A 23652-nucleotide genomic window follows, 5' to 3' on the forward strand; every position below is an offset into this window, starting at 1 on the left:
ACAGAGTGAATGCGTCAAATGAACGAACAAGACGGAGACACACGGCGATGAGCGGCGATTACAACATGTCGATGCGCAAATTCCTCAAACAGGTTGGCGTGACCAGCCAGCAGGCCATCGAAGACGCGCTGCGCAAAGCGGGCGATCCGGCGGGTAAAAGCTTTGAAGTCAAGATGGTCCTGACGATCGACGGTCTGGATGTCGAACACGTGGTGACCGGCCAGATCAAGGACGGCGACGCATGAGCATCCGCGACGCGGTTCTGGCGAACCTGAAAAAGATCACCGACCCGGTTTCGGGGCAGGACATCGTAAGCGCGGGTGTGGTTCGCGCGCTGAATGTCGAGGGCGATACCGTGCGCTTCGTACTGGAAATCGACCCCAGGAATGCCGAGAAGATGGAACCGGTGCGCGCCACCGCCGAAAAGGCGGCGCAAATGGTCGACGGGGTGGCCAAGGTCTCAGCCCTGCTGACTGCGCACTCCGACAAGGCGCCGCCGGATTTGAAACCCAAGCCCAAACCCTCGCAGACCGGGCCGCAGGCGGTGCCGGGGGTTGACCGGATCATCGCCGTGGCCTCGGGCAAGGGCGGGGTCGGAAAGTCGACCGTCTCGGCCAACCTGGCCTGTGCGCTGGCGGCCGAAGGGCGGCGGGTCGGTCTGCTGGATGCCGATGTGTACGGCCCTTCGCAGCCGCGCATGCTGGGCGTGTCGGGACGGCCGGCCAGCCCCGATGGCAAGACCATCCTGCCGCTGCGCAATCACGGCGTCACCATGATGTCGATGGGGTTGATGACCAACGAAGGTCAGGCGGTGGTCTGGCGCGGTCCGATGCTTATGGGCGCGTTGCAGCAGATGATGAGCCAGGTGCAGTGGGGCGCGTTGGACGTGCTGATCGTCGACCTGCCGCCCGGCACCGGTGACGTGCAGCTGACGCTGAGCCAGAAGTTCAAGGTAGACGGCGCCATCGTCGTCTCGACCCCGCAAGACGTGGCCCTGATCGACGCGCGCAAAGGCATCGACATGTTCCGCCAGCTGAAAACGCCGATCGTCGGCATGATCGAGAACATGTCCACGCATATCTGCTCGAACTGCGGGCACGAGGAACACGTGTTCGGCCATGGGGGTGTCGCCGCAGAAGCCGCCGAACTGGGTGTGCCGTTGCTGGGGGAAATTCCGCTGCATCTGGATATCCGCGTGGCTGCTGATGGCGGGGCACCGATCGTGGTCAGCAAACCCGATAGCCCGCAGGCCGAGGCCTTCCGCAAGATCGCCCGCGATCTGATCGCCAAGGGCAAGGCATGACGCAGCCGGTCTTTCCCCCGTTACTGTCCGGGCACCCGGTGCAGGGTGGGGAAGATCCGTTCGACCATGCGCAGGCCATGGCGGCGCTGGGCTGCGATGCGGGCAGCGTCGTCTACAACATCCAGGCGGATCGCGTGCGCGCGGCCATCGTGTTTGCGCCCGAGGTGCCATTGCAGGACGCCATGGCCATGCTGCCGCTGTGTGCCGTCGGGTTTCAGAACGCGCTGGGCGCGCTGGCTCCGCCCGAGGTGGCGGTGCATCTGGGCTGGGATGGTCCGATTTTCGTCAACGGGGCCCGCTGCGGCCGATTTCGTGTGGCCGCGTCGACATCCGATCCGGAAACCGTGCCCGACTGGCTGGTCGTCGGCTGGGAACTGGCTTTGCTGCAAACCGGGGACGAGCCCGGCAAGTCGCCCGATGTGACGGCCCTGTATGATGAAGGTTGCGCGGAAGTGTCCCCGGTGCAGCTGGTCGAAAGCTGGTCGCGTCACATGCTGACCTGGCTGAACCGCTGGTCCGAGGATGGCAACGCGCCGTTGCACGGGGAATGGATGGGCTTGCTGCAGGGCGTCGGAGAGCCTTATGGTGATCGCGGCGTGTTTCTCGGGGCCGATGAGCGGTTCGGCATGCTGCTGCGGAACGGGGCGGACACGCAGCTTGTTCCGTTGACCCATCTGTTGGAGGACACCCATTGAACCTGGCCCGCGCCATTCATTTCGACGAAAGCGACCTGAACGTCTTTCACTCGCCCGCCCGAACGGGCGAGTGGTGCATCTCGGGCGGGTTCGAATTTTCGAACTGGGGCGAGGCCGACCTGGCCGGCAAGGCGCGTCAGGCATTTGCCAATGGGTGGCTGGGGCTCGAGACCTTCGGGCGCGTGACCTTCGTGGCGGTGACGCAGATCGAACCGGCCGAGATGGAGCGGCTGGCCACCAACCTGGCCGAGCATTTCGTGCGCCTTTACGGCGCGCCGTCGGTCGAGGCGGCGCTGGACGTGGCCCGTGCCGAGTTGGCCCATATGTCCGAGATGTGTGACGATCATGCACCCAACACCCTGCTGACCGTTGCCCGCAGCCTGACCGAGTCCGGCGTTCACGAGGCTTTTCGGGTCATCACGCCGCAAGAGGCCGAGTTGGAGGCCTTTGCCGTTCACGGGTCATTGGACGAATGAATAGGGAGCGTGCCTGGCGGTCACGCCGGGTAGCGGTTCAATCGACAAGCTTGGGGTGACGCTCAAGCTTGATTGGCCCGAACTCGGTGCATGTTGGGTCAGTGCTGTAGCCCAGTACGTCAAACTCGCGCTGAAAGATGTGTGCGACCCTTTCGATGGTTTCTGGGTCATAGTGGTCGATATATTTTCCACGTTTCGATTTGTTCATGTGCGGCAGCCGGACCTTCAGCCCGATATACCGGGTGATTTCGTCAAAGCTTTCGCCGATCGTCTCGAAGCGTCCGATCCGGTGCACTATTTGCCGGTCTTTTGCATCGGTCAGAAGCTGAGTTTGAAAGCGTGCCGGCCGATCCGGATCGAACGTGCTCAGAATGCGGTCGCGAAAGCTCAGGCCCTGGACTCTTTCATGCTCGGGATGCTCATGGTGCTGCTGCATGTAAGAGAACATCGAAACAAGCAGGTCGTAGGGGTTGCGGACGAAAGAAAAGCTTTTCTTCTGCCAGCAATGGTCGCCGAAATGCTTGCGATATTCGCGTGCTATGGCGTGATTGCGAAGCGGTTGAAATCCATCCGGATCAAAGACTCGCCGACCCATTACGCGTTTGGACAGGCTGTTTGACACCCGATGGAAAATGCTGGCTCGGCCCAGCGAATGACGCAAGAAATAGCTGACGGAGCTTCCCGCCGTTTTCGGGGTGTGTACAAAGATGAATTGTTTTTTTGGTGCTGTTCAAAAGCTATTGCCGAAGTTTCTTCAGGTTGCTCGGGACGCGGATCACATCAGATCGTCGAATCCTCCGAACTGGCCGCGCTTGAATATCAGTCCTTTGCCAGGCCGGACCATGACGTTTTCGACCAGGCCGACGAGGATCGCGTGGTCGCCGGCCGGATGACGGGCGAACAGCGAACAGTCGAACCGGGCAAGGCAGGTGTCCAGCAGGGGACGACCGCGATCGTCCGCATGCCATTCGGTATGCGAGAAATCCCGGCCATCGCGGGCAAATCGCAAGGCAAGCTCCTGTTGATCCTGCGCCATCACATGGATCGCATAGTGCTGCGCGTCATGGAAGGCTTCGAACCGGTTCGATTCATTGCCCAAACACCACAGCACCAAAGGCGGATCCAGAGAGACCGAAGCAAAGGAGTTGACGGTTATCGCCGCCGGACCGCTAGGAGTTGCGGTTGTGACGACGGTGACGCCCGTGCCGAAACAGCCCAGCGCCTCGCGAAAGGCCAGGGAGTTCTCGGGGCCGGGTTTGAATGTCTTTGCTGTCATTTCATGCGCGTCCAGTGCTCGGCCCCGGGGTGCCATGCCGAAGCGGAATTGTCCACGAAAAGCTGTATCGCGATCAATAGGCTGAGTCAGTTCAGGTCTTCCAGCAACCGACCGTGCTTGCGGGTTTCTGCAATCACGTCGCCGAAGGTCTGCATTCCGCGCGCGGCCAGCATTGGCAGCATGCGCACCAACGCTTCAGCCGTCGCAACCGCATCCCCCAAAGCCGTGTGACGGAGCGTCTCGGGGATTTCCACGCCCAGTCTTTCGCACAAAGCGTCGAGCGTATGGGTTTCGCTGGCTCCGAACAGGACCGCCGACAGCAGAACAGTGTCAAGAATGGGGTGATCCCACTCGACCTGCATCCGCTTCGCGTGGCGCCTCAGAAAGGCCATGTCGAAGGGAGCGTTATGGGCCACGACCACCGCGTCGCGGGCAAAATGGTGGAACTTGCGGCCGGCGGTCACGATATCTGGTGCATCCTGCACCATGCGGTCGCTGACCTTGTGGACCTTGGTGGAAGCGGGTGGAATCGGAACGCCCGGATTGACCAGCGTGTCGAACTGCTCGCCCTCGACGATGCGCCCCTTGACGACACGGACGGCGCCGATCTGCACGATCTCGTCCTTGTGCGGCAGCAAACCGGTGGTTTCGGTGTCGAAGACCACAAAGCACAGTTGCGACAGGGGGCGGTTCTCAAAAGCCTCGTCGCCGGGGGTGTCCAGAAGGTCGAAATCATAGACCAGAGGGCGCGCGGCCTCGGGCGGGATGCGGGCGACGCTGTCTTCGAAGATCAGCATATAGCCCGGCGCATCGCCCAACGGCTTCATGCGTGCCGTGTAGGTCTGCCGTCCGTCCACGCTGGCGAGGGTGCAATAGACATCCATGCCGGTTTTCGCCAGCTTCTCGTAAGCGTCCAGCAGAGGTTTGCGTTCGAGATAGTCGAACAGCGAGGCGTTCAGACGGGGATGGGCGATCTGCGCCAGAACCTCGGCGGCCTGCGCGTCGTACAGAACGATCTGGTGGTTTGGCCCCGCCAGCAGCATTGCGACCGGGATCTCGGACAGAAGCGCGGTCAAGTGCTCTTTTTCCGAGGCGAGATGAGCGGTTTCGGCAGCCACGGCCTCGGCGGTGGACAGGGCGGTGCTGGCCAGTCGTTCGGCCAGGCTGGCGGCGGCGGGGGCCAAATCACCCAGATAGCGCGCCGCCTGCAGGTCGAGATCGGTATCCACCCCCGCATGTGCACGTGCGCGCAACTGCGCCGACAGGCGTTCGATCGGTTTGGCCACGTTGTCGTCGAACAGCAGCCAGACACCAACGACCAGCCCCAGCAAGCCAAAGGAGATCATCAGGCCGCTGAACACGAAGGCGCTGGTCATGTCCGCGGGGTCGGCCCGGCGCAGGCCAAGCCAAAGCGCGATCAGGGTGATGGCGATGCCGCCCGCGGCAAGCAAGCAGAAGAACAGAAAAATTCTCAGGCGCAGGCTCAGGCGGGTCAGCATGGTCAGGCTCCGCAGGTGGCAGACACGACGGGGTCATCCGCTCCGACCGGAAGCCAGTCGGCGCCGATCAACCGACCGTCGGCGTCAAACGCGGCGCCGTCCGCCAGGCTGGCCCGTCTGTGGTTGGCGCAGTCAACGGCAACAGGCATCTTGGACACCGGCGCCCAGCGGCCAAAGAAGTACAGGTCGATCAGGCGCTGATCCGGCACCTGCGCGTTGGTCCGCAACGAAGCCGTATCGACGGCCGCGAACCGGTCAACATAGGGCACCGCATAGGTCCAGGGGCGATAGAGCGCGCGGCTTTCGACCTCTTGCACGACGGTCAGGCCCTCGGGCAGGGCGTCACGGGTGCGGTCGTACCAGGAATACTCGCTGATGATCGTGACCGCGATCATGCCCAAACCGGCCGCAACCGGAGCCGACCATTTCGGCAGGCGGCCACCGGTCAGTCGGTTCAAACCCATCACGAGGCCCGCGATGGCAAAGCCCGCAAAGATCGTGCCGATCAGCTCAAGAAACATCTTCCTCCTCCGTTCTTCCTGCCGGGGTCTTTACCCCAGCATCCCCTTGCCGTGCCCGACCGCGGATTGCATCGTTTTTACCACGACAAACGCGTCCCGAAGATGACTTCGCTCAAAGTCCGACAGTTCCGACGGCGCAAGATAGTTGTCGGGCTTGTCGCCATTCCTGATCTGTTTGACCTGATGGTTCAACCGGGTTTCCGCGATCAGGTCGTAGGCATCCAGCAGGTCCCGCGCGCCCGACGGGCTGAGCACCCCTGCGGCCTCGGCTGCCTTTAGGCGCGCGCGGGTGTTCACCTCGGTCAATTCACCCTGCAGGCTGTAGACGCGGCCCAGATCGACCACCGGAACCACGCCGTTGTGCTTGAGGTCCAGCGTGTTGCGGTGCTCGCCCGAGCGGATCGTGGCGATCCCGCGCAGCAGGCCCAGTGGCGGCGTGTGCTTCAGAGAATTTGAGATCATGTGCGCCACGAAGATCGAGTTCGCCCGGGCCGCGCGCAGGGTTTCGGCCTGCAGGTCGGAAAACAGCTCGAACCGGCCACCGATGGGGCGCAGGTCGAACATGACCGAGGCCAGCATTTGCGCCTCGGGATTGGGCTTGGCGATCCAGCCTTTGAAATATTCGCGCCAGACCCGGACCGGCTGCCGCCAGCGCGGATTGGTCGCCATCATGTCACCGGGGCAATAAAAATACCCACAGGTATCCAGCCCGTCGGACACGAACTTCGCCAGCGCTTCGAAATAGGGCAGGTCGGCATCGGTGACGCTGTCATCCAACATAAGGCAATTGTCCTGATCGGATACGCCCGTCTGTTCCTGTCGACCCTGCGAGCCACAAGCCAGCCACAGATAGGGGACGGGCGCCGGGCCGAGTTTCTGCTCGGCCAGCGCCAGCAACCGGCGCGTCGCGGCGTCGGCGATGTCGGTGATCAGGCGGGTAACGATCTCGTGCCGGTTGCCCGCCGCCACCAGTTGCACCAGCAGGTTCGGGATCTCGGCCGTGACCGCGGCCATCTCGGTCGCCGACCTGGCCTTCGCGATGCGGCTGACCAGCTCGGCCGAGCTGACGGCCTGGAACCGGGTCAGGTCGGTCTGGGTAACGATCCCGACCAGGCGCCCGCCTTCGGTGATGGGGATATGGCCGATACCGCATTCCAGCATCGCGTGCAGCACGTCCGAGCCGATGTCGCCGGGCGACAAGGTCAGCGGGTCCGGGGTCATGATCTGTGACACCGGGGTCGTCGGGGGCAGGGCGCCCGCCACGACCTTGCCCGACAGGTCCCGAACCGTGGCAATGCCGCGCAACGCGCCGCGCTCGGTTATGCAGACGGACGAAATGCCCCGGTCGCGCATCAGGCGCGCGGCTTCCTGAACGGTCGTGTCCGGGGTGCAGGTGGCCGGCTTGCGCGCCATCAGGGTTTCGACCCGGGTGGTGGCCAGCGATTGCTGTTCGGGCCGGGCAGGGCGGGCCCGGTTGAAGAATTTGGCGATGACGACGTGGCGCTTGAGCAGATCGGAAAACAGGTTGGCGGGGATGATCAGCAGAACCGAGGGCGCGTCAGCCGTCGCCGTGGTCACCGCGCGTCCGTCGCGCATCAGCCCACGCTCGCCAAACGAGTTGCGCAGGCCCAGATGGGATACGACCGCGCCGTTTTCGTCGGTGATCTCGACCTGGCCTTCGTAGATGATGAACAGGCCGGGCAACTGCGCGCTGCGGTGATAGATGACGGTGCCCTTTGGGATTTCGCGCGCTTCGATCCGGGCCGCGATGTCGGCCAGTTCCTCGACAGGCAGCGCGTCATAGGGGTGCACGGATTTCAGGAACCGGGTGATCTGATCAGGTGAAAGCGCCATGGGTTCGCCCGTCCGCTGGAATGAAAAGCCCCGCCCGGGGTTTAGCCGGGCGGGAAAAGTTGGTCGAGGGAAACGGCCCGTGATGCATCATCGCGGACCGCATCCGGCTCAGTGGTCCTGAGCCGCGCCCGCACCACGGGGAATGCGTACGCTTTCGACCAGATCCTTGATCTCCTGCGGGGTTTCCTTGGTCATGCCGGCCACCACATAGGCGACGCCGAAGTTGACCATGGCGCCGATCGCACCGAACGAGGTCGATTTGATCGGACCCAGCAGCGGGTCTGCATCGGTGAACGAGTTGGTGCCCGGAATGAACAGCCAGCCCTTGTGCAGGAAGATGTAGACCAGGGTGACGGTCAGACCAGCCAGCATGCCCGCGACCGCGCCGGTGTTGTTGATGCGGGTCGAGAAGATCCCCATCATCAGCGCCGGGAAGATCGAGGCCGCCGCCAGACCGAAGGCCAGCGCCACGGTTTGCGCCGCAAAGCCCGGAGGGTTGAGGCCCAGATAGGTGGCAACCACGATGGCCACGGCCATTGCGATCCGCGCCGCCAGAAGCTCGCCCTTTTCCGAGATGCTCGGGTTGATCGAGCCCTTGATCAGGTCGTGCGACACCGCCGACGAGATTGCCAGCAGCAGGCCCGCAGCGGTCGAAAGCGCAGCCGCAAGACCACCGGCCGCGACCAGACCGATCACCCAACCCGGCAAGTTGGCGATTTCGGGGTTGGCCAGAACCAGGATGTCGCGGTTGAAGTTGGTCAACTCGTTGCCGACCCAGCCTTTTTCCTCGGCAAGCGCCTGCATGTCGGCGTTCTGATCGTTGTAGTACTGGATCTTGCCGTCGCCGTTCTTGTCTTCCCAGTCCAGCAGGCCGGTTTTCTGCCAGGTCGCCATCCAGTCATACCGGGCATCGTTGTCGATCTGCTCCAGCGATACAGCGCCGCCTTCGATGCCACCGTTCGGCCACATCATGTCGGTGATGTTCAGACGGGCCATGGCGCCAACCGCGGGGGCGGTCAGGTACAGCAGCGCGATGAACACCAGCGCCCAACCCGCCGACCAGCGGGCGTCCGACACTTTGGGAACGGTGAAGAAGCGCATGATGACGTGGGGCAGGCCGGCGGTGCCGATCATCAGCGACAAGGTGAACAAAACCATGTTCAACGTATTCGCGTGATGGGCGGTGTATTCGGCAAAGCCTAGCTCGGCCACGATGGCGTCCAGCTTGGTCAGCAGCGGCTCACCGCCGGCGGTGTCGCCGAACAGGCCCAGAGCCGGGATCGGGTTGCCGGTCAGCTGCAGCGAGATGAAGATCGCCGGGATCGTGTAGGCGGTGATCAGAACACAGTACTGAGCGACCTGAGTATAGGTCACGCCCTTCATGCCGCCGAACACCGCGTAGGCGAACACGACGCCCGCGCCGATCAGCAACCCGGTGGTGTTCGACACTTCCAGAAAGCGGCCAAAGGCCACGCCCACGCCGGTCATCTGGCCGATCACGTAGGTGACCGAGGCCACGATCAGACAGATCACCGCCACGACGCGCGCGGTCTGGCTGTAGAAGCGATCGCCGATGAACTCGGACACGGTGAACTTGCCAAACTTGCGCAGATAGGGCGCAAGCAGAAGCGCCAGCAGCACATAGCCGCCGGTCCAGCCCATCAGGAATGAGCTGTTGTCATAGCCAGTAAAGGCAATCAGACCCGCCATCGAGATGAACGAGGCCGCCGACATCCAGTCGGCCGCCGTGGCCATGCCGTTGGTGACCGGGTGAACGCCGCGACCGGCGGCGTAGAATTCCGATGTGGACCCTGCGCGGGCCCAGATCGCGATGCCGATGTAGAGCGCGAACGACGCGCCCACAAACAGCAGGTTGATGGTAAACTGATCCATTGTCCCCTCGCTCCCTTATTCTTCGTCGACGCCGAATTCGGCATCCAGCTTGTTCATGCGCCAGGCGTAGAAGAAGATCAGCGCCAGAAAGACCAGGATCGAGCCTTGCTGCGCGAACCAGAAGCCCAGATCGGTGCCGCCGACGGCGATACCTGCCAGCAGGGGGCGCAGCAGAATGCCGAACCCGAACGACACCAGCGCCCAGATGATGAGGCTGATGTAGATGAGACGCAGGTTTGCCTGCCAATAGCCCTTGCCGGCTTCGGCAGTCTGCGCGGAGTTTGTTGAATGATCCGCCATTGCGGTTTCCTCCTTGCTTCCTCCTGGGTGGTCCATTGCCCTTGTCCTCCGAAACGCCGGGCCACCCTTCGATTGGGCCTGACCGCCGGGGGCGGCGTCAGGCAAAGCTCCTCTGGTCCGCCAAGGCGGTTCCAGTGAAGAAACGTAATTCGGGGGCTTGCCTTTCCCCTTTAGCGCATCGCCTCCCCCACGATGCCTTCAAGGCCGCGGGCGATCTCTTCGATCTGACCCATGGCATTCAGCCGCTTCAATACGCCCTGACGCTGGTAATAGTCGATCAGGGGCGCGGTCTGTTCGTGATAGGCCGCCAGCCGCGAGGCAACGGTTTCCGCGTTGTCGTCGGCACGCCGGCTGAAGGCGGTGCCGCCGCACTTGTCGCAGACGCCTTCGACCTTTGGCTGCTTGAACTGGTCGTGATAGCCCTCGCCGCAATTGGCGCAGGTATAGCGGCCGGCGATACGGGTCACCATCTCGGCGTCCTCGACCTCGAGGCTGATGGCCGCGTTCACCTTCTGGCCGTTTTCCGACAGCAGCTTGTCCAGCGACTCGGCCTGAACCGTGGTGCGCGGAAAGCCGTCAAGGATGACACCGCGCGCGCAGTCGGGTTCGGCCAGACGGTCGCGCAGGATCGCGATGACGATGTCGTCGCTGACCAGGCCACCGGCCTCCATCACCGCCTTGGCGGCCTTGCCAGCCTCGGTTCCGGCGGCCACGGCGGCGCGCAGCAGGTCGCCGGTGCTGAGTTGCACCAGACCGAATTTATCTTCGAGCATGCGGGCCTGCGTGCCCTTCCCGGCGCCCGGAGGGCCGAGAAGGATCAGGACGGCGGGCTTGGTGATCGTATCAGCCTGCATCATGCCCTCACTTGTTGGCCCGGTTTTCGATCAGATCTTCGACCACCGAAGGATCGGCCAGGGTCGAGGTGTCGCCTAGCGAACCAAAGTCGTTTTCGGCGATCTTGCGCAGGATGCGGCGCATGATCTTGCCCGAGCGCGTCTTGGGCAGGCCCGGGGCCCACTGGATTACGTCGGGGCTGGCGATCGGGCCGATCTCGGTGCGGACCCACTGGCGCAACTCCTTGCGCAGCTCCTCCGTGGGCTCGCGGTCGTTCATCAGGGTGACGTAGCAATAGATGCCCTGTCCCTTGATGTCGTGCGGATAGCCCACCACGGCGGCTTCGGCCACGGCCGGGTGCGCCACCAGCGCGCTTTCGACCTCGGCGGTGCCCATGCGGTGGCCCGAAACGTTGATCACGTCATCGACGCGGCCGGTGATCCAGTAATCCCCGTCCTCGTCGCGGCGGCAGCCGTCACCGGTAAAGTAATAGCCCTTGTAGTCCGAGAAATAGGTCTTCTCGAACCGCTCATGATCGCCCCAGACGGTACGCATCTGGCCCGGCCAGCTGTCCTTGATGCACAGCACGCCTTCGACCCCGTTGCCGGTGATCTCGACGCCAGACTGCGGGTCCAGCACGACGGGCTGAACACCAAAGAAAGGTTTCATCGCCGACCCGGGTTTGGTCGCATGCGCGCCGGGCAGGGGGGTCATCATGTGGCCGCCGGTCTCGGTCTGCCACCAGGTGTCCACGATCGGGCATTTCCCCTTGCCGACGACCTCGTGGTACCAGGTCCAGGCCTCGGGGTTGATCGGCTCGCCCACGGTTCCCAAGATGCGCAGGCTGGACAGGTCGCATTTCTCGACGAACTCGTTGCCCTGACCCATTAGCGCGCGGATCGCGGTGGGGGCGGTGTAGAACTGGTTGACCTTGTGCTTTTCGCAGACCTGCCAGAACCGCGAGGCGTCGGGATAGGTCGGCACGCCTTCGAACATCAGCGTGGTCGCGCCATTGGCCAGCGGGCCATAGACGATATAGCTGTGCCCGGTGACCCAGCCCACGTCCGCCGTACACCAATAGATGTCGCCGTCATGGCAATCGAAGGTGATCTCATGCGTCATCGAGGCATAGACCAGATAGCCGCCGGTGGTATGCACCACGCCTTTGGGCTGGCCGGTCGAGCCCGAGGTGTAGAGGATGAACAGGGGATCTTCGGCGTTCATCTCGGCCGGGGCACAGTAATCGTCGGCCTCCAGCGCCATTTCGTTGTAGTCAAAGTCGCGCCCCTCGACCCAGGTGGTTTGGCCACCAGTGCGCTTGACCACCAGGCACTTCACCGTGTCCTTGCAGTGCAGCAGGGCAGCGTCGGCGTTCGACTTCAGCGGGGTCTTGCGGCCGCCGCGCGGCGCCTCGTCGGCGGTGATGATGACCTTGGCGTCACAGCCATTGACCCGGGCCGCCAGCGCGTCGGGCGAGAAGCCGGCAAAAACGATCGAGTGGATCGCGCCGATGCGGGCGCAGGCCAGCATGGCATAGGCGGCCTCGGGGATCATCGGCAGATAGATCACCACCCGGTCGCCCTTGCGCACGCCCATCGACTCCAGAATGTTGGCCATCCGGCAGGTGCGGCGGTGCAGCTCGGCATAGGTGATGTGCTGGGCTTCGTCATTCGGATCGTCCGGTTCCCAGATGATCGCGGTCTGATCGCCCCGGGTCTTGAGGTGTCGGTCCAGGCAGTTGGCCGAGACGTTCAGCGTGCCGTCGGCGAACCAGTTGATCTTGACCGAGCCGAAATCGTAGTTGACGTCCTTGACCTTGGAATAGGGCTTGATCCAATCGATCCGCTTGCCGTGCTCGCCCCAGAATGCCTCGGGGTCGCTGACCGACTCCTCATACATCCGGGCGTATTTTTCGGCGTCCACATGGGCGCGGGCGACGGTTTCGGCGGATGGCGGATAAACCTTGGTTTCTGCCTGGGCAGCGCTGGTCATACTGAGGCTCCTCCCTCTGACTGGATATTCGATGGATCAAGTTTGCCCCTTCTTTGGGCATCGTCGATCCGCTTCTTCCCCGCGATGGATAATACGGCATCACGAAAAGAAAGAAATAAATTGCCGTAATCCTTGGATTTGTTTGTAAACAACTTTCTCGATACAGTTGCGAATTGTAAAAATTGTCTATGTTCCCAAGATCTGGGTGTCTGTAAAACAACGAAATTTTCTCCGTGAGTTTGTAAACGATGTCGTCGTGCAGTTTCTTCCCGTCATGGGGAAGCCTGCCCAGGTGCAATTCCCGCACGGCGTGTCCATTGCCCGACTGTTGGGGCGCTGGTCGGAACGGGGGCTTGGCACATTCACATGTTGGCGCTAGCTTGACCCCAAGCGCCCCGGGAGGGGGTGTGCCAAAGGGAGAGATTATGATGAACAAGATGTTGAGCGGCGCGGCGATCGCCGCCTTGGCCGTGTCTTTCGTGACCGAAGCGGCCGCGACGGAATGGAACGCGTCGGTCTGGGGCAAGCGCCGTGCTTTCACCGAACATGTGGAAAAGCTGGCCGAACTGGTCAGCGAGAAGACCGATGGCGCCTTTACCATCAACGTCAGCTATGGTGGCCTGTCCAAACCCAGGGAAAACTTGGACGGGATCGAGATCGGCGCCTTCGAGATGGCCCAGTTCTGCGCGGGTTATCACCGCGACAAGAACCGCGCGATCACGGTGCTGGAACTTCCGTTCCTGGGTGTGAACACGTTGGACGAAGAGGTCGCGGTCAGCCATGCGGTCTATGACCACCCTGCGGTCAAGGACGAGATGGCACAGTGGAATGCACGCATCCTCATGACCTCGCCGATGCCGCAGTACAATCTGGTCGGCAAGGGTGAGCCACGGGATGAGCTGTCTGAGTTTGAAGGCATGCGCGTGCGCGCGACCGGTGGCATCGGCAACGCGTTCGAGTCGGTAGGCGCGGTGCCCACGTCGGTGCCCGCTACCGAAGCCTACAACGCGATGCAGTCCGGCGTCGTCGATACCGTGGCCTTCGCCCAGCATGCGCATCTGTCCTTCGGCACCATCAACGAGGCGGACTGGTGGACCGCGAACCTGAACCCGGGCACGGTGAATTGCCCGGTCGTGGTGAATATCGACGCCTACGAGGCGCTGCCGTCGGAACATCGCGAGGCTCTGGACAGCTCGATCGACGAAGCCATTGCGCATTATCTCGCGAACTATGGCGAGTTGCTCAAGAAATGGGACAGCGTTCTGGAAGAAAAGGGCGTGCAGAAGGTGATGATCGACGACGCAGTCCTAGCCGAGTTCCGGGCCAAGGCGGCCGACCCGATCCGCGAACAGTGGATCGCCGACATGTCGGCCCAGGGCCTTCCGGCGCAAGAGCTGTATGACCTAGTGCAATCCACGCTCAAGCAGCAGCGCGGCGGCAACTGACACCACTGACCGGGGGCGCATCGGCCCCCGGTTTTTTCCAGATAGGGGACGACCGGATGGCAGGACAGGCCACCGTGCTGGAAGACGGCAGTTTGCTTAGCCGTCTTGACCGGCATTTGCTGAAACTCGAACGTTTTATGGCCTTGCTCAGTGGGGTTGCCGTGTTCGGATTGATGGTACTGGCCGTGATTTCCGTCAGCGGCCGAAACGCGGTCAATGCCCCCTTGCCGGGCTATGTCGACTGGATCGAGCAGGCCATGCCGCTGATTGCCTTCCTTGGGATCTCGTATGTGCAGCGAGAGGGCGGGCATATCCGAATGGACATCGTCATTGCGCGCCTGCACGGTCGTGCACTGTGGCTGTTCGAACTCGTCTCGGTTGTTCTGATTCTTGTCCTTATGGTGGCGCTGGTCTGGGGCAGTTGGGCGCATTTCGACCGGTCCTTCGATTTCGGCGCCCCGATGTGGAGCCGCGACAGTTCAATCGACATCGGTATCCCAATCTGGCCCGCCAAGCTGTTGGCGCCCGTTGCGTTTTCCGTCCTCTGCCTGCGGCTGTGTCTGCAGATCTGGGGCTATGGGCGCGCCTTCGTGCTGGGCCTTGATGCCCCTGCGGGGGTTCCGATGATTCAAGATGTGGCCGCGCAAGCCGCCGCCGAAGCCGAGCAGTTTGAGAAGCGGGACTGACACATGGACACGATTGACATCGGCCTTTGGGTTACGGGCGGTCTGCTGGTACTGGTGGTCGCTGGTATGCGTGTGGCCTTCGCCGCCGGTTTGGCGGGGCTTGTCGGTCTGGTGTGGGTCTTCTGGGCCAAGTTTGGCTATGATCCGGATCGGTTCGGAAAGGCGCTGACCGTCGCGGTCAAGACTGCCGGACAGGTGCCGCATTCCAAAGTGGCGTCGCACACGCTCAGCTTGATCCCCACCTTCATCCTGATCGGGTATCTGGCCTACTACGCCGGGTTGACGCGCGCCCTGTTCGAGGCCGCCAAGCGCTGGATCGCCTGGGTACCCGGTGGCCTGGCGGTGTCCACGGTGTTTGCCACCGCGGGTTTCGCAGCGGTTTCGGGGGCTTCGGTGGCCACCTCGGCCGTGTTCGCACGCATCGCCATCCCCGAGATGCTGGAGGTCGGCTACAACAAACGCTTCGCGGCCGGCGTGGTGGCCGCCGGTGGCACGCTGGCCTCGCTGATCCCCCCTTCGGCGATCCTGGTGATCTATGCGATCATCGTCGAGCAGGACGTGGGCAAACTGCTCTTGGCCGGGTTCATTCCCGGCGCTTTTTCCGCCCTGGTTTACGGGTTGCTGATCGTCGGCATTGCGATGGTTTTCAAGTCGGTCGGGCCTCCGGTAACTGGCTTCACTTGGAAACAACGCTTTGCGGCGTTGCCGGGGGCCTTGCCGATCGTTGCGGTGGTCTTGATCATCATCTGCTTCGTCTACAACCCGTTTGGAGAAAATGCGTGGGGAACACCGACCGAGGGCGGAGCCATCGGTGCATTCATCGTGTTCTGCTTCGCTGTTTTCAACGGTATGCGCTGGCAGCAACTGAAATCAGCGCTGCTGGAAACCGCCAAGCTGACGGCGATGATATTCACGATCATCTGGGGCGTTCTGATCTATGTCCGGTTCCTAGGCTTCGCCGATCTGCCCGGCGCGTTCTCCGATTGGATCACGTCCTTGCACATGTCGCCCATGCTGATCCTGATCTGTATCTTGCTAGCTTACGCCGTGCTGGGCATGTTTATGGATGCGATCGGTATGCTCCTGCTGACACTGCCGGTTGTCTACCCGGCCGTCATGGCGCTGAACGGCGGTGAAGCGGTAAGCGCGGCCGACAGCACATTCGGCATGTCCGGACCCATGTGCGCGATCTGGTTCGGCATCTTGGTGGTCAAGATGGCCGAGTTCTGCCTGATCACCCCGCCAATCGGATTGAACTGTTTCGTGGTGGCAGGTGTGCGACCGGATCTGAGCGTGCAGGACGTGTTCAAGGGCGTGGCGCCGTTTTTTGTGGCTGATGCGGTCACGATTGCGCTGCTGGTCGCGTTTCCGGCAATCGTTCTCTACTTGCCCTCTCTCGCGGGCTAGGGGGGCGGCTGACCCAGCCACAACTGCATGTGCGAGGCTCTGCCTCGCGCTCCGGGATATTTTGAGCCAGATGAATTTTGCGGTGTGTCAATCCACACACTGCCGCCTGCTAGCACGGAAGGAAAGGCATGGAACTTTGGCATTCCATCCGAACGCAAGACCTTTCATCTGGCCAGAAATATCCCGGGGGGATCGCCGAAGGCGATGGGGGCAGAGCCCCCAACCAGCCCGCCGGCAAGACAGTGCCAAGGGGCTTCACTTGGCCCGCATCAGCATGCCGTAGAGATCGCGCGGATCGTCAGGGTCGGCCAGCATGTCCAAGGGCTCGAAAAACTCGGTTCCCTCGATCGCGCGTTTGACGTAGCGCAGAGCGGAGAAGTCCTCAATCGCGAAACCGACGCTGTCGAATAGAGTGATCTGACGGTCGTCACGGCGACCTTCGGCCTGACCGGTGATGACCTGCCACATCTCGGTGACCGGGTGGTCAGGGTCCAGCGCTTGAATTTCACCTTCGATCCGGGTCTGCTCGGGGTATTCCACGAATATGTCGGACCGCAGAAGGATATCGCGATGCAATTCGGTCTTGCCGGGGCAGTCGCCGCCGATCGCGTTGATGTGCACGCCCGGGCCGACCATGTTGTCGGTCAGGATGGTGGCGTATTTCTTATCGGCGGTGCAGGTGGTGATGATCTGCGCACCCTCGATCGCCTCTTCGGCCGAGCGGCACGAAACCACGTTCAAGCCGGTCCCTTGCAGGTTGGCCGCGCATTTCGCGGTGGCGGCGGGATCGATGTCATAAAGGCGAACGGTATCAATTCCACACATGGCCTTGAAGGCTAGGCACTGGAACTCGGACTGTGCGCCATTGCCGATCATCGCCATGGTGGTGGCGTTCTTGGGGGCCAGGTATTTGCCAACCAGCGCCGAGGTTGCCGCGGTGCGCAGCGCCGTCAGCATGGTCATCTCGGTCAACAGGGTCGGATACCCGGTGTACACGTCCGCAAGCAGGCCGAACGCGGTGACGGTCTGCAGGCCTTCGGATGTGTTCTTGGGGTGGCCGTTCACATATTTGAACCCATAGGCCTCGCCATCCGAAGTTGGCATCAGTTCGATCACGCCATGCGGGGAATGGGCCGGGATGCGCGGGGTCTTGTCAAAGCTCTCCCAGCGTTTGAAGTCATCCTCGATCTGGGCGGCGATCTCGGTGATCATTCTTTCGACACCGATGTGGTGGATCAGCCGCATCATATTGTCGACGGATACGAAGGGAACAAGCGCCTTGTCGGAAGGTTGCATGGGGTCTCTCCTAGCGGCGTGACAGGTGGATGCCTGCGATCATGCAGCGCACCGACCCGCCGGCGGTTTCGATGGTGGGAACGGACAGCGGCAGCGGCGTCGCGCTGTCCTGGATGATGTCAATCTGATCGGGACGCAGCGCGGCTAAAGCCCGGCTCGACAGCGCCAGAATCAGCCCGTCACGGCCCGTCAGTTCAATGGCGTTTCCGGCGAATTCAGCGATCTGGTCGTGAGTCAGGTCGATCACCCTGCGGCCGGATTCCTCCAGCCGCGCCCGAACGGTCGCGCGCCGCTCGGGGTCGGTGATCATGTCCAGACAGATCAGGGCGTAATGCGTGCCGATCCCCATCAGCACATTGGTGTGATAGACATCGCGGCCTTGCGCGTCACGGGCCTCGAAGGCGATGGGCTCATAGTTGAAATGGGTGCAGAACCGTTCCAACAGCACCGGGTCGGCGCGGTTGGATTTGACAGTATAGGCAATGCGCCCGACGTGATCGAACACCATCGCACCGGTGCCCTCCAGTGCGAGGTTGTCCTGCTCGAGCCCTGAATAGTCGATCACGTCCTGAACGCGATAGTCGCGTTTCAGCATCTCGATCACATCCATCCGACGTTCGCGCCGACGCGAGGGGACGAACATCGGATAGATCGCCACGTGCCCGCCCGGATGGGTCGAAAACCAGTTGTTCGGAAACACGCTGTCGGGTGTGTCGTTGTCACCGAAATCGTCGCACACATGTACGGTCACGCCGGCGTGGCGCAACTGCTCGACCGCGCGGTCATGCTCGTCGCGGGCGGCGGCCGAGGTCGCCTCGGTCGAGTGGTTGGCCAGCGTCTGGAACGCGTTGTCATCTCGCGTTTCGGGATTCGAGGCAAAGGCGTGTGGCCGGATCATGACCACGGCCGAAGGGGCCTGAAGGAAGTGCATCAGAAGCTCCGGGTAATGCGGTCGAAGATGCGGCGTCCAAGCAGCGAGGCGGCCAGGTCGACCATCAGTTTCGCGGTGCGGCCGCGTTCATCCAGGAAAGGATTCAGTTCGACCAGGTCCAGCGAGCAGACCAGCCCGCTTTCGTGCAGCAATTCCATGACCAGATGCGCCTCGCGTTCGGTGGCGCCGCCGGGAACGGTGGTGCCGACGGCCGGGGCGATTGCGGGATCAAGGAAGTCCACGTCCAGCGAGACATGCAGAATACCGTTCGCGGCGCGGACGCGGTCCAGAAAGGCCATCAGCGGGGCCTTGATGCCGTGTTCGTCGATGCTGCGCATGTCGGCCAGCATGGCGCGGTCTTTCTCCAGCGCGGCGCGTTCGGCGGGATCGACCGAGCGCAGGCCGATCATGCCGACGCGGTCGGTCGGCACGGGGGCCGCCAGCGCAGGGAAGGCGTCGAACCCGGGCTGGCCGGTGAAATAGGCGACCGGCGTGCCATGCAGGTTGCCGCTGCCGGTGCTGTTGGGCGTGTGGAAATCGCTGTGCGCGTCCAGCCAAAGAACGAACAGCGGGCGCCCGATCTGCTGCGCATGGGCGGCCATGCCCGAGACGGTGCCCATCGACAGGGCGTGGTCCCCGCCCATGAAGATCGGCACGCCTGTCACTGCTGCGTCCCTGGCTGCGCGGGCCAATGCGCGGGTCCAGCCGACGCATTCGGGCAGGGCAAACAGGTGGTCATGTTCGGGCAGATCAACCGGGTCGGGCTGAACATTGCCCATGTCGGTGACGCTGTGTCCAAGATCCACAAGGGCCTTGGCCAGCCCGGCAACGCGATAGGCGTCGGGGCCCATGCGGCAGCCCTGTCGCCGCTTGCCGGCATCCATCGGCGCACCGACCAGAATGAGGTGTTTTCTATCCATGTGCTCATTTATCGGCGCAGCATGGGTTGCGGGAAGAGAGCAAATTGCTCAAAAAGGAACAGGTATTTTCAATCTGGTAAGAAAAGATGGACGATCTGGACAGTCGGCTGTTGAGCGCCCTTCACCGAGACGCACGGGCGTCTTTGTCCGAGTTGGCCGAGTTGCTGGGCGTCACCCGGACGACCGTGCGCAGCCGGCTGCAGCGGCTCAAGCAATCGGGCGAGATCGTGGGTTTCACCGTCCTGACCCGTCGGGACGTGGCGCAGAGCCCGGTGCGCGGGCTGATGATGCTGGAAATCGAAGGGCGCGGGACCGAGCGGATCATGGCCCGGATCGCGGCGATGCGGCAGGTGCGGGCGGTGCATTCCACCAATGGCAGCTGGGATCTGATCGCTGAGATCGGCACCGAGACGCTGGCCGAACTGGACGAGGTTTTGTTCCAGATCCGCCGCATCGAAGGCGTCACCCGGTCCGAGACCAACCTTCTGCTGTCCACCCGCAAGGGGCGGTATTAATCGGGCGCTTTGAGCCGGGCCAAACCTGTGCCAAGCTTCGCGGGCGGCTGCCACCGCTGAGGGGGTGGCGACCGGAACGGTGGGGAGGCGCAGGATGAGTACGAGCGAAACAGGCGAGCCGCCCAATCCCGAACCGTGGGTTGCACGGGTGACCGCCATTCTGGAAAAACCCGTGGTGCGAGTGGCGGTGCCCGTACTGGTGACCCTGATCGCGCTGACCGTTCTGCATGATCTGGCCGGGCATGTCCGCTGGTCGGATGTCAAGGCGGACATGGCGCAGACGCCATGGCGGGTGGTTGCACTGGCCGTGTTCTGGACGGCGTTCAGCTTCGTGTCCTTGTCGCTGTATGACGTCTTTGCGGTTCAGAGCGTTGCTAAGGGCAAGGTTCCGCTGCGCGTTGCCGGCCTGGCTGGGGCCTGTGGCTATGCCGTGTCGAACTGCCTCGGCTTTTCCTATATCACCGGCACGGCGATCCGCTATCGGATCTATGCTTCGCTGGGCCTCGACCTGGGGCGGGTTGCAGGGGTGATCGCGACCTCGTGGGTGGCGTTCTGGATGGGGCTGGTACTGATCTTGGGGGGGCTGCTGGCCTTTCACCCTGACGGGATTGCACAGGTGCTGCCCATCAGCGCGCCGGTCGAAACCGCGATTGGCCTAGGGTTGCTGGCGGGCTTTGCCGCGCTGTTCCTGTGGCTGTCACGCGGCGCCCGGCGCCTGTCGGTCGCGGGGCTGGGTTTCAACCTACCGGGCGGCAGACTGGCGGGGCTTCTGACCCTCGCGGCGGTCGGAGACCTGCTGGGCGCCTCGATGGTTCTGCACGTCCTGATGCCGGATGATCTGGGGGTCGGCTATCCTCTGTTCTTCACGATCTTCATCTGCGCCATCGCCGTCGGGATTCTCAGCCATGCCCCCGGTGGGCTTGGCGTGTTCGAGGCGACGTTGATCGCCGGGCTGGGGGCCTCGGGCCGGTCAGACGTGATCGCCGCCTTGCTGCTGTACCGGGTGATCTACACCTTTTTGCCCTTTGCGATTGCCAGCTTGTCGATTGCCACAGCAACCGCCGTTGCGCATCGCCGCCGGCTGGGGGGCGCGGCGACCTGGTTCTATCGCGCCATCCGTCCCATCGTTCCGATGGCGGCTGCGGGCATCGCCGCCATGGCCGGCGCAGTGCTTCTGATTTCGGGCAGCTTGCCGGCCAGCTCGACGAAGCTGGGGATACTGCGCGATTTTCTACCCCTGTCCTTTGTCGAGGCATCGCATCTGGCCGGTAGCGCCATTGGCGTTCTGCTGCTGCTTGTGGCACGGGGACTGTACCGCAAACTGTACCGAGCATGGATCGTGGCCATGATCCTGATGCTGGGCGGTTTCTTCGCGTCTCTGGCCAAGGGTCTGGATACGCACGAGGCCATCGGAATGCTGGTGGCCATCGGTTTGCTGGCCCTGTTTCGCGGGGCGTTCTACCGGGTCAGCGGCGCATCCATCTTTCGACTGAACATTCCCTGGCTGGTCAGTCTGATCGCGTTGCTGGCGGTGATCTTCTGGATCGGGCTGTTTGCGTATTCCCATGTCGAATACGAAAATGCGTTGTGGTGGGAGTTTGCCTGGGACGGCGATGCCTCGCGGTTCCTGCGCTCCAGCATGGTGGCGGCGGTGATCGTCGGGGTGGTGGCCGTGAACTCGTTGTTCGGACGCACCATCCCCGCTCGTCAACGCACCGAGATCCCTGCGGCCGTCGAACGCTTGGCGCTGGCCAGCGAAGACACCGAGGCGCAGATCAGCCTGACCGGGGACAAGCAGTTTCTGATCGCGCCGGATGAAAGCGCCTTTCTGGCCTATGCCGACACCGGCAACGCGCTGATCAGCAAGGGCGAGCCGGTCGGCGATGAGGCCGCCGGCCAGCAGCTAATCTGGCAGTTGTGCGAGATGGCCGATGCCGAAGGCAAGCTCTGCGCTTTTTACAGCGTGTCCACCAAGTATCTGCCTACTTTTCTGGACCTCGGGCTGTCGATCCTCAAGATCGGTGAGGTCGCTCGGGTTCCGCTGAAGGGCTTCACGCTGGACGGCAAATCCCGCAAACGGTTTCGTCAGGCCCGGAACAGGGCCGAGCGTGAAGGATATGTCTTCGAGATCATTCCCAAAGAACAGCTTGCACCGGTCCTGCCCGAGCTGCGCCAGATCTCGGATCACTGGCTGGAAGGCAAGGCGGGCGCGGAAAAGGGCTTTGCCCTGGGCGGGTTCGACGAACAGTACCTGTCCTATTTCGATCATGCGGTTTTGAAGAACGGCGAGACAGGCAGGATCGTGGCTTTTGCCAACCTGTTTCAGGGCGGCAACAAGTCGGAATTGTCGCTGGATCTGATGCGGTACGAGCCCGACTGCCCCAGCTTTGTGATGGATGCTCTGTTCGCCGAGATGATGAACTGGGGCGCCGGCCAAGGGTTTCATTGGTTCTCATTGGGGGCCGCGCCGTTTTCCGGGATCGAGAACCGGCAACTCGCCTCGCTCTGGAACCGGATCGGCGGCTTCGTCTACGAGCACGGTGAGCAGTTCTACCACTTCGAGGGGCTGCGCGCCTTCAAGCAGAAGTTCGACCCGGAATGGAGCCCCAACTATCTGGCGAGCCCGGGCGGTCTGGCTGCGCCGCGCATCCTGTACGAGGTGAATATCCTGATCTCGGGCGGCCTGACGGGCCTGACGAAATAGCGCCTAGTTCGGACTTGCCCGTGTCGGGTCCTGCTGCGTTGAACTTGAGCCATTGTGCCTTGAAGAAAATAACCAGACAAAAATGAATTAGAAAAGCGTGATGCCGAGGGCGACGAACATGGTGTTTTGGGTCCTTTGGCTTCAGCCTTCCTTCGGCGCCACGGGCGCTTGGTACTCGTCCTTGACTTGTCCGCCAAGGCGTTCGATCTCCTTGCGGATCGCTTCTCGCTCGCCCTCGGGCAGGCGGCGGATGTCGACCGTCATCCCGTCGTGGTAGGCCCAGATGAAGGCATGGACCCAGGGGATCACGGCCGGGAAACCCATCCATCCCATCAGATTGACGGCTTCGGCATGGGGGTGGTTCCGCTTGATCGCGATCCGGCCGGGCAGGCCCATGATGAACAGAAACAGCGCCATCACCGCCGCCAGCAGTAGGATCAGCGCGACGAATGTCAGATAGTCGTAGAAGCCCAGCGGCTGTCCCAGCAGTCCCATCTTCGCGCCTTCTTCGGGGCCGGTGGCCCCGTCGTCAGTTTCCCGGGTCCAAGTCGTCAATCAGTTTGTAGCTGGTCGGCGGGTCGGCGCAGATGCCCGGACCGCATTCCAGCAGCGTCGAACCAGCGTTCAGCACCGCAAGACCCAGCATGATAAAGAACGCGACCTTCGCCAGCCTGTTGCCGCCAAAGCGTGGCAGGTAGCGGCGGTCTTCGACATATTGCCGGTCGAACATCAGCATGATCGCAGTGCCCAGCAGGATCAGGAAAAAGCAGATCGCGGCCCAGGTGTAGTAGTGCAGGCCCAGAACCGGAGACCCATAGTGCCCGGTACCCGGCACGATATGCAGCAGGATCTGCCGGACCGAGACGCTGCCGCCATAGAGTGCCGCGATCAGCATTATCGCATAGTGCTGCGGTCGCGGCCCATACAGCAGGTTCATCCCCAGCCCGACGCCCACCGCCACGAAACCCACCCGTTGCAGCAGGCACAGCGGACAGGGCAGTTCGTAAAGCGCCAACTGATAGACATAGGCCAGCACCAGCACCAGGCTGACGGCCAGCATGCCGATGGCATTCAACGTACGGGACAGGTCCGGTGTCATCGGCGC

Annotated in this window: 23 protein-coding genes; 9 read left to right on the top strand and 14 right to left on the bottom strand. The window is 62.7% G+C overall.

Translation table 11 applies throughout. The annotated features are described in order from the left end of the window. Nucleotides 1-47 precede the first annotated feature (47 nt). Genes AC2FMM_RS04560 through AC2FMM_RS04575 form a run of 4 tightly spaced genes read left to right on the top strand, consistent with a single transcriptional unit; the run spans nt 48 to nt 2474 of the window. On the top strand, nt 48-245 hold the full coding sequence (locus AC2FMM_RS04560; protein WP_496679695.1) for a DUF6494 family protein: 198 nt from the start codon (nt 48-50) through the stop codon (nt 243-245). After that, nucleotides 242-1303 carry an Mrp/NBP35 family ATP-binding protein gene (locus AC2FMM_RS04565; RefSeq protein WP_496795907.1) on the top strand — a complete coding sequence of 354 codons (1062 nt, stop codon included), beginning with the start codon at nt 242-244 and terminating at the stop codon, nt 1301-1303. The genes AC2FMM_RS04560 and AC2FMM_RS04565 overlap by 4 nt, the downstream gene beginning before the upstream one ends. Beyond that, the gene (locus tag AC2FMM_RS04570) at nt 1300-1998 is read left to right on the top strand and encodes a biotin/lipoate--protein ligase family protein (RefSeq protein ID WP_496687116.1); all 699 of its coding nucleotides are present in this window, start codon (nt 1300-1302) and stop codon (nt 1996-1998) included. The genes AC2FMM_RS04565 and AC2FMM_RS04570 overlap by 4 nt, the downstream gene beginning before the upstream one ends. Further along, nucleotides 1995-2474: a DUF6505 family protein gene (locus AC2FMM_RS04575; protein ID WP_170437244.1), complete on the top strand. Its 480-nt coding sequence runs from the start codon at nt 1995-1997 to the stop codon at nt 2472-2474. The genes AC2FMM_RS04570 and AC2FMM_RS04575 overlap by 4 nt, the downstream gene beginning before the upstream one ends. Before the next feature lie 37 nt (nt 2475-2511). On the opposite strand, the gene AC2FMM_RS04580 is transcribed toward AC2FMM_RS04575, so the two are convergent. The 9 genes from AC2FMM_RS04580 to acs form a co-directional block, all read right to left on the bottom strand. Beyond that, nucleotides 2512-3183: a sulfotransferase family 2 domain-containing protein gene (locus AC2FMM_RS04580; RefSeq protein ID WP_496795961.1), complete on the bottom strand. Its 672-nt coding sequence runs from the start codon at nt 3181-3183 to the stop codon at nt 2512-2514. A 66-nt stretch (nt 3184-3249) separates the two neighbouring features. Then, the gene (locus AC2FMM_RS04585) at nt 3250-3750 is read right to left on the bottom strand and encodes a flavin reductase family protein (RefSeq protein ID WP_496795908.1); all 501 of its coding nucleotides are present in this window, start codon (nt 3748-3750) and stop codon (nt 3250-3252) included. Nucleotides 3751-3836: 86 nt separating this feature from the next. Then, nucleotides 3837-5249, bottom strand: a complete 1413-nt coding sequence (locus AC2FMM_RS04590) for a 3'-5' exonuclease (RefSeq protein WP_496795909.1) — start codon at nt 5247-5249, stop codon at nt 3837-3839. 2 nt (nt 5250-5251) lie between these two features. Next, nucleotides 5252-5770 (bottom strand): hypothetical protein, encoded by a 519-nt coding sequence (locus AC2FMM_RS04595; protein ID WP_496679706.1) that lies wholly within the window; start codon nt 5768-5770, stop codon nt 5252-5254. 30 nt (nt 5771-5800) lie between these two features. Beyond that, nucleotides 5801-7624, bottom strand: a complete 1824-nt coding sequence (locus tag AC2FMM_RS04600; protein ID WP_496795910.1) for a DUF294 nucleotidyltransferase-like domain-containing protein — start codon at nt 7622-7624, stop codon at nt 5801-5803. Between the two features lie 108 nt (nt 7625-7732). After that, nucleotides 7733-9517, bottom strand: coding sequence for a sodium:solute symporter family protein (locus tag AC2FMM_RS04605; protein WP_496679709.1), 1785 nt, complete (start codon nt 9515-9517; stop codon nt 7733-7735). Between the two features lie 15 nt (nt 9518-9532). Then, complete coding sequence (locus AC2FMM_RS04610; protein WP_496679710.1) at nt 9533-9817, bottom strand: DUF4212 domain-containing protein; 285 nt, start codon at nt 9815-9817, stop codon at nt 9533-9535. A gap of 170 nt (nt 9818-9987) precedes the next feature. After that, nucleotides 9988-10671, bottom strand: coding sequence for an adenylate kinase (locus AC2FMM_RS04615; RefSeq protein WP_496679711.1), 684 nt, complete (start codon nt 10669-10671; stop codon nt 9988-9990). Between the two features lie 7 nt (nt 10672-10678). Continuing rightward, nucleotides 10679-12643, bottom strand: a complete 1965-nt coding sequence (gene acs, locus AC2FMM_RS04620) for an acetate--CoA ligase (protein WP_496795911.1) — start codon at nt 12641-12643, stop codon at nt 10679-10681. Between the two features lie 428 nt (nt 12644-13071). On the opposite strand from acs, the gene AC2FMM_RS04625 reads away from it, so the two are divergent. The 3 genes from AC2FMM_RS04625 to AC2FMM_RS04635 are packed head-to-tail and all read left to right on the top strand — an operon-like array spanning nt 13072 to nt 16181. Further along, nucleotides 13072-14088, top strand: coding sequence for a C4-dicarboxylate TRAP transporter substrate-binding protein (locus AC2FMM_RS04625; protein WP_496687122.1), 1017 nt, complete (start codon nt 13072-13074; stop codon nt 14086-14088). A 56-nt stretch (nt 14089-14144) separates the two neighbouring features. Next, nucleotides 14145-14774: a TRAP transporter small permease gene (locus tag AC2FMM_RS04630; protein WP_496727566.1), complete on the top strand. Its 630-nt coding sequence runs from the start codon at nt 14145-14147 to the stop codon at nt 14772-14774. A gap of 3 nt (nt 14775-14777) precedes the next feature. Next, nucleotides 14778-16181: a TRAP transporter large permease gene (locus tag AC2FMM_RS04635; protein WP_496679719.1), complete on the top strand. Its 1404-nt coding sequence runs from the start codon at nt 14778-14780 to the stop codon at nt 16179-16181. Between the two features lie 255 nt (nt 16182-16436). Here AC2FMM_RS04635 and ocd read toward each other — a convergent pair whose 3' ends face one another. From ocd to rocF, 3 genes are read right to left on the bottom strand one after another with little or no spacing between them, the layout of a single operon-like run. Beyond that, nucleotides 16437-17477, bottom strand: coding sequence for an ornithine cyclodeaminase (ocd, locus tag AC2FMM_RS04640; protein WP_496687124.1), 1041 nt, complete (start codon nt 17475-17477; stop codon nt 16437-16439). A gap of 10 nt (nt 17478-17487) precedes the next feature. After that, complete coding sequence (gene ctlX / locus AC2FMM_RS04645) at nt 17488-18408, bottom strand: citrulline utilization hydrolase CtlX (RefSeq protein WP_496795912.1); 921 nt, start codon at nt 18406-18408, stop codon at nt 17488-17490. After that, a complete protein-coding gene (gene rocF, locus AC2FMM_RS04650) occupies nt 18408-19328 on the bottom strand; it encodes an arginase (RefSeq protein ID WP_496679725.1) in 921 nt (306 codons plus the stop codon). Before rocF ends, ctlX begins: the two co-directional genes overlap by 1 nt. An 86-nt stretch (nt 19329-19414) precedes the next feature. Between rocF and AC2FMM_RS04655 the strand changes: the two genes are divergently transcribed. After that, a complete protein-coding gene (locus AC2FMM_RS04655) occupies nt 19415-19843 on the top strand; it encodes an Lrp/AsnC family transcriptional regulator (RefSeq protein ID WP_005983707.1) in 429 nt (142 codons plus the stop codon). Nucleotides 19844-19937: 94 nt separating this feature from the next. After that, complete coding sequence (gene mprF / locus AC2FMM_RS04660) at nt 19938-22547, top strand: bifunctional lysylphosphatidylglycerol flippase/synthetase MprF (protein WP_496795913.1); 2610 nt, start codon at nt 19938-19940, stop codon at nt 22545-22547. A 141-nt stretch (nt 22548-22688) separates the two neighbouring features. Here the strand turns inward: mprF and AC2FMM_RS04665 are convergent, their stop codons facing one another. Then, nucleotides 22689-23042 carry a DUF3302 domain-containing protein gene (locus AC2FMM_RS04665; RefSeq protein WP_496795914.1) on the bottom strand — a complete coding sequence of 118 codons (354 nt, stop codon included), beginning with the start codon at nt 23040-23042 and terminating at the stop codon, nt 22689-22691. Nucleotides 23043-23076: 34 nt separating this feature from the next. After that, a complete protein-coding gene (locus AC2FMM_RS04670) occupies nt 23077-23646 on the bottom strand; it encodes a disulfide bond formation protein B (RefSeq protein ID WP_496795915.1) in 570 nt (189 codons plus the stop codon). Between the last annotated feature and the right edge of the window lie 6 nt (nt 23647-23652).

The sequence above is a fragment of the Ruegeria sp. BHSC043 genome (assembly GCF_059612985.1).

Coding starts and splice junctions, on each gene's coding strand:
- AC2FMM_RS04630 (WP_496727566.1), top strand. CDS start 14,145: ATGGCAGGACAGGCCACCGTGCTGGAAGACGGCAGTTTGCTTAGCCGT.
- AC2FMM_RS04610 (WP_496679710.1), bottom strand. CDS start 9,817: ATGGCGGATCATTCAACAAACTCCGCGCAGACTGCCGAAGCCGGCAAG.
- AC2FMM_RS04565 (WP_496795907.1), top strand. CDS start 242: ATGAGCATCCGCGACGCGGTTCTGGCGAACCTGAAAAAGATCACCGAC.
- AC2FMM_RS04595 (WP_496679706.1), bottom strand. CDS start 5,770: ATGTTTCTTGAGCTGATCGGCACGATCTTTGCGGGCTTTGCCATCGCG.
- acs (WP_496795911.1), bottom strand. CDS start 12,643: ATGACCAGCGCTGCCCAGGCAGAAACCAAGGTTTATCCGCCATCCGCC.
- AC2FMM_RS04605 (WP_496679709.1), bottom strand. CDS start 9,517: ATGGATCAGTTTACCATCAACCTGCTGTTTGTGGGCGCGTCGTTCGCG.
- AC2FMM_RS04570 (WP_496687116.1), top strand. CDS start 1,300: ATGACGCAGCCGGTCTTTCCCCCGTTACTGTCCGGGCACCCGGTGCAG.
- ocd (WP_496687124.1), bottom strand. CDS start 17,477: ATGCAACCTTCCGACAAGGCGCTTGTTCCCTTCGTATCCGTCGACAAT.
- ctlX (WP_496795912.1), bottom strand. CDS start 18,408: ATGCACTTCCTTCAGGCCCCTTCGGCCGTGGTCATGATCCGGCCACAC.
- AC2FMM_RS04625 (WP_496687122.1), top strand. CDS start 13,072: ATGAACAAGATGTTGAGCGGCGCGGCGATCGCCGCCTTGGCCGTGTCT.
- AC2FMM_RS04635 (WP_496679719.1), top strand. CDS start 14,778: ATGGACACGATTGACATCGGCCTTTGGGTTACGGGCGGTCTGCTGGTA.
- AC2FMM_RS04615 (WP_496679711.1), bottom strand. CDS start 10,671: ATGCAGGCTGATACGATCACCAAGCCCGCCGTCCTGATCCTTCTCGGC.
- AC2FMM_RS04590 (WP_496795909.1), bottom strand. CDS start 5,249: ATGCTGACCCGCCTGAGCCTGCGCCTGAGAATTTTTCTGTTCTTCTGC.
- AC2FMM_RS04670 (WP_496795915.1), bottom strand. CDS start 23,646: ATGACACCGGACCTGTCCCGTACGTTGAATGCCATCGGCATGCTGGCC.
- AC2FMM_RS04560 (WP_496679695.1), top strand. CDS start 48: ATGAGCGGCGATTACAACATGTCGATGCGCAAATTCCTCAAACAGGTT.
- rocF (WP_496679725.1), bottom strand. CDS start 19,328: ATGGATAGAAAACACCTCATTCTGGTCGGTGCGCCGATGGATGCCGGC.
- AC2FMM_RS04665 (WP_496795914.1), bottom strand. CDS start 23,042: ATGGGACTGCTGGGACAGCCGCTGGGCTTCTACGACTATCTGACATTC.
- AC2FMM_RS04585 (WP_496795908.1), bottom strand. CDS start 3,750: ATGACAGCAAAGACATTCAAACCCGGCCCCGAGAACTCCCTGGCCTTT.
- mprF (WP_496795913.1), top strand. CDS start 19,938: ATGAGTACGAGCGAAACAGGCGAGCCGCCCAATCCCGAACCGTGGGTT.
- AC2FMM_RS04600 (WP_496795910.1), bottom strand. CDS start 7,624: ATGGCGCTTTCACCTGATCAGATCACCCGGTTCCTGAAATCCGTGCAC.
- AC2FMM_RS04655 (WP_005983707.1), top strand. CDS start 19,415: ATGGACGATCTGGACAGTCGGCTGTTGAGCGCCCTTCACCGAGACGCA.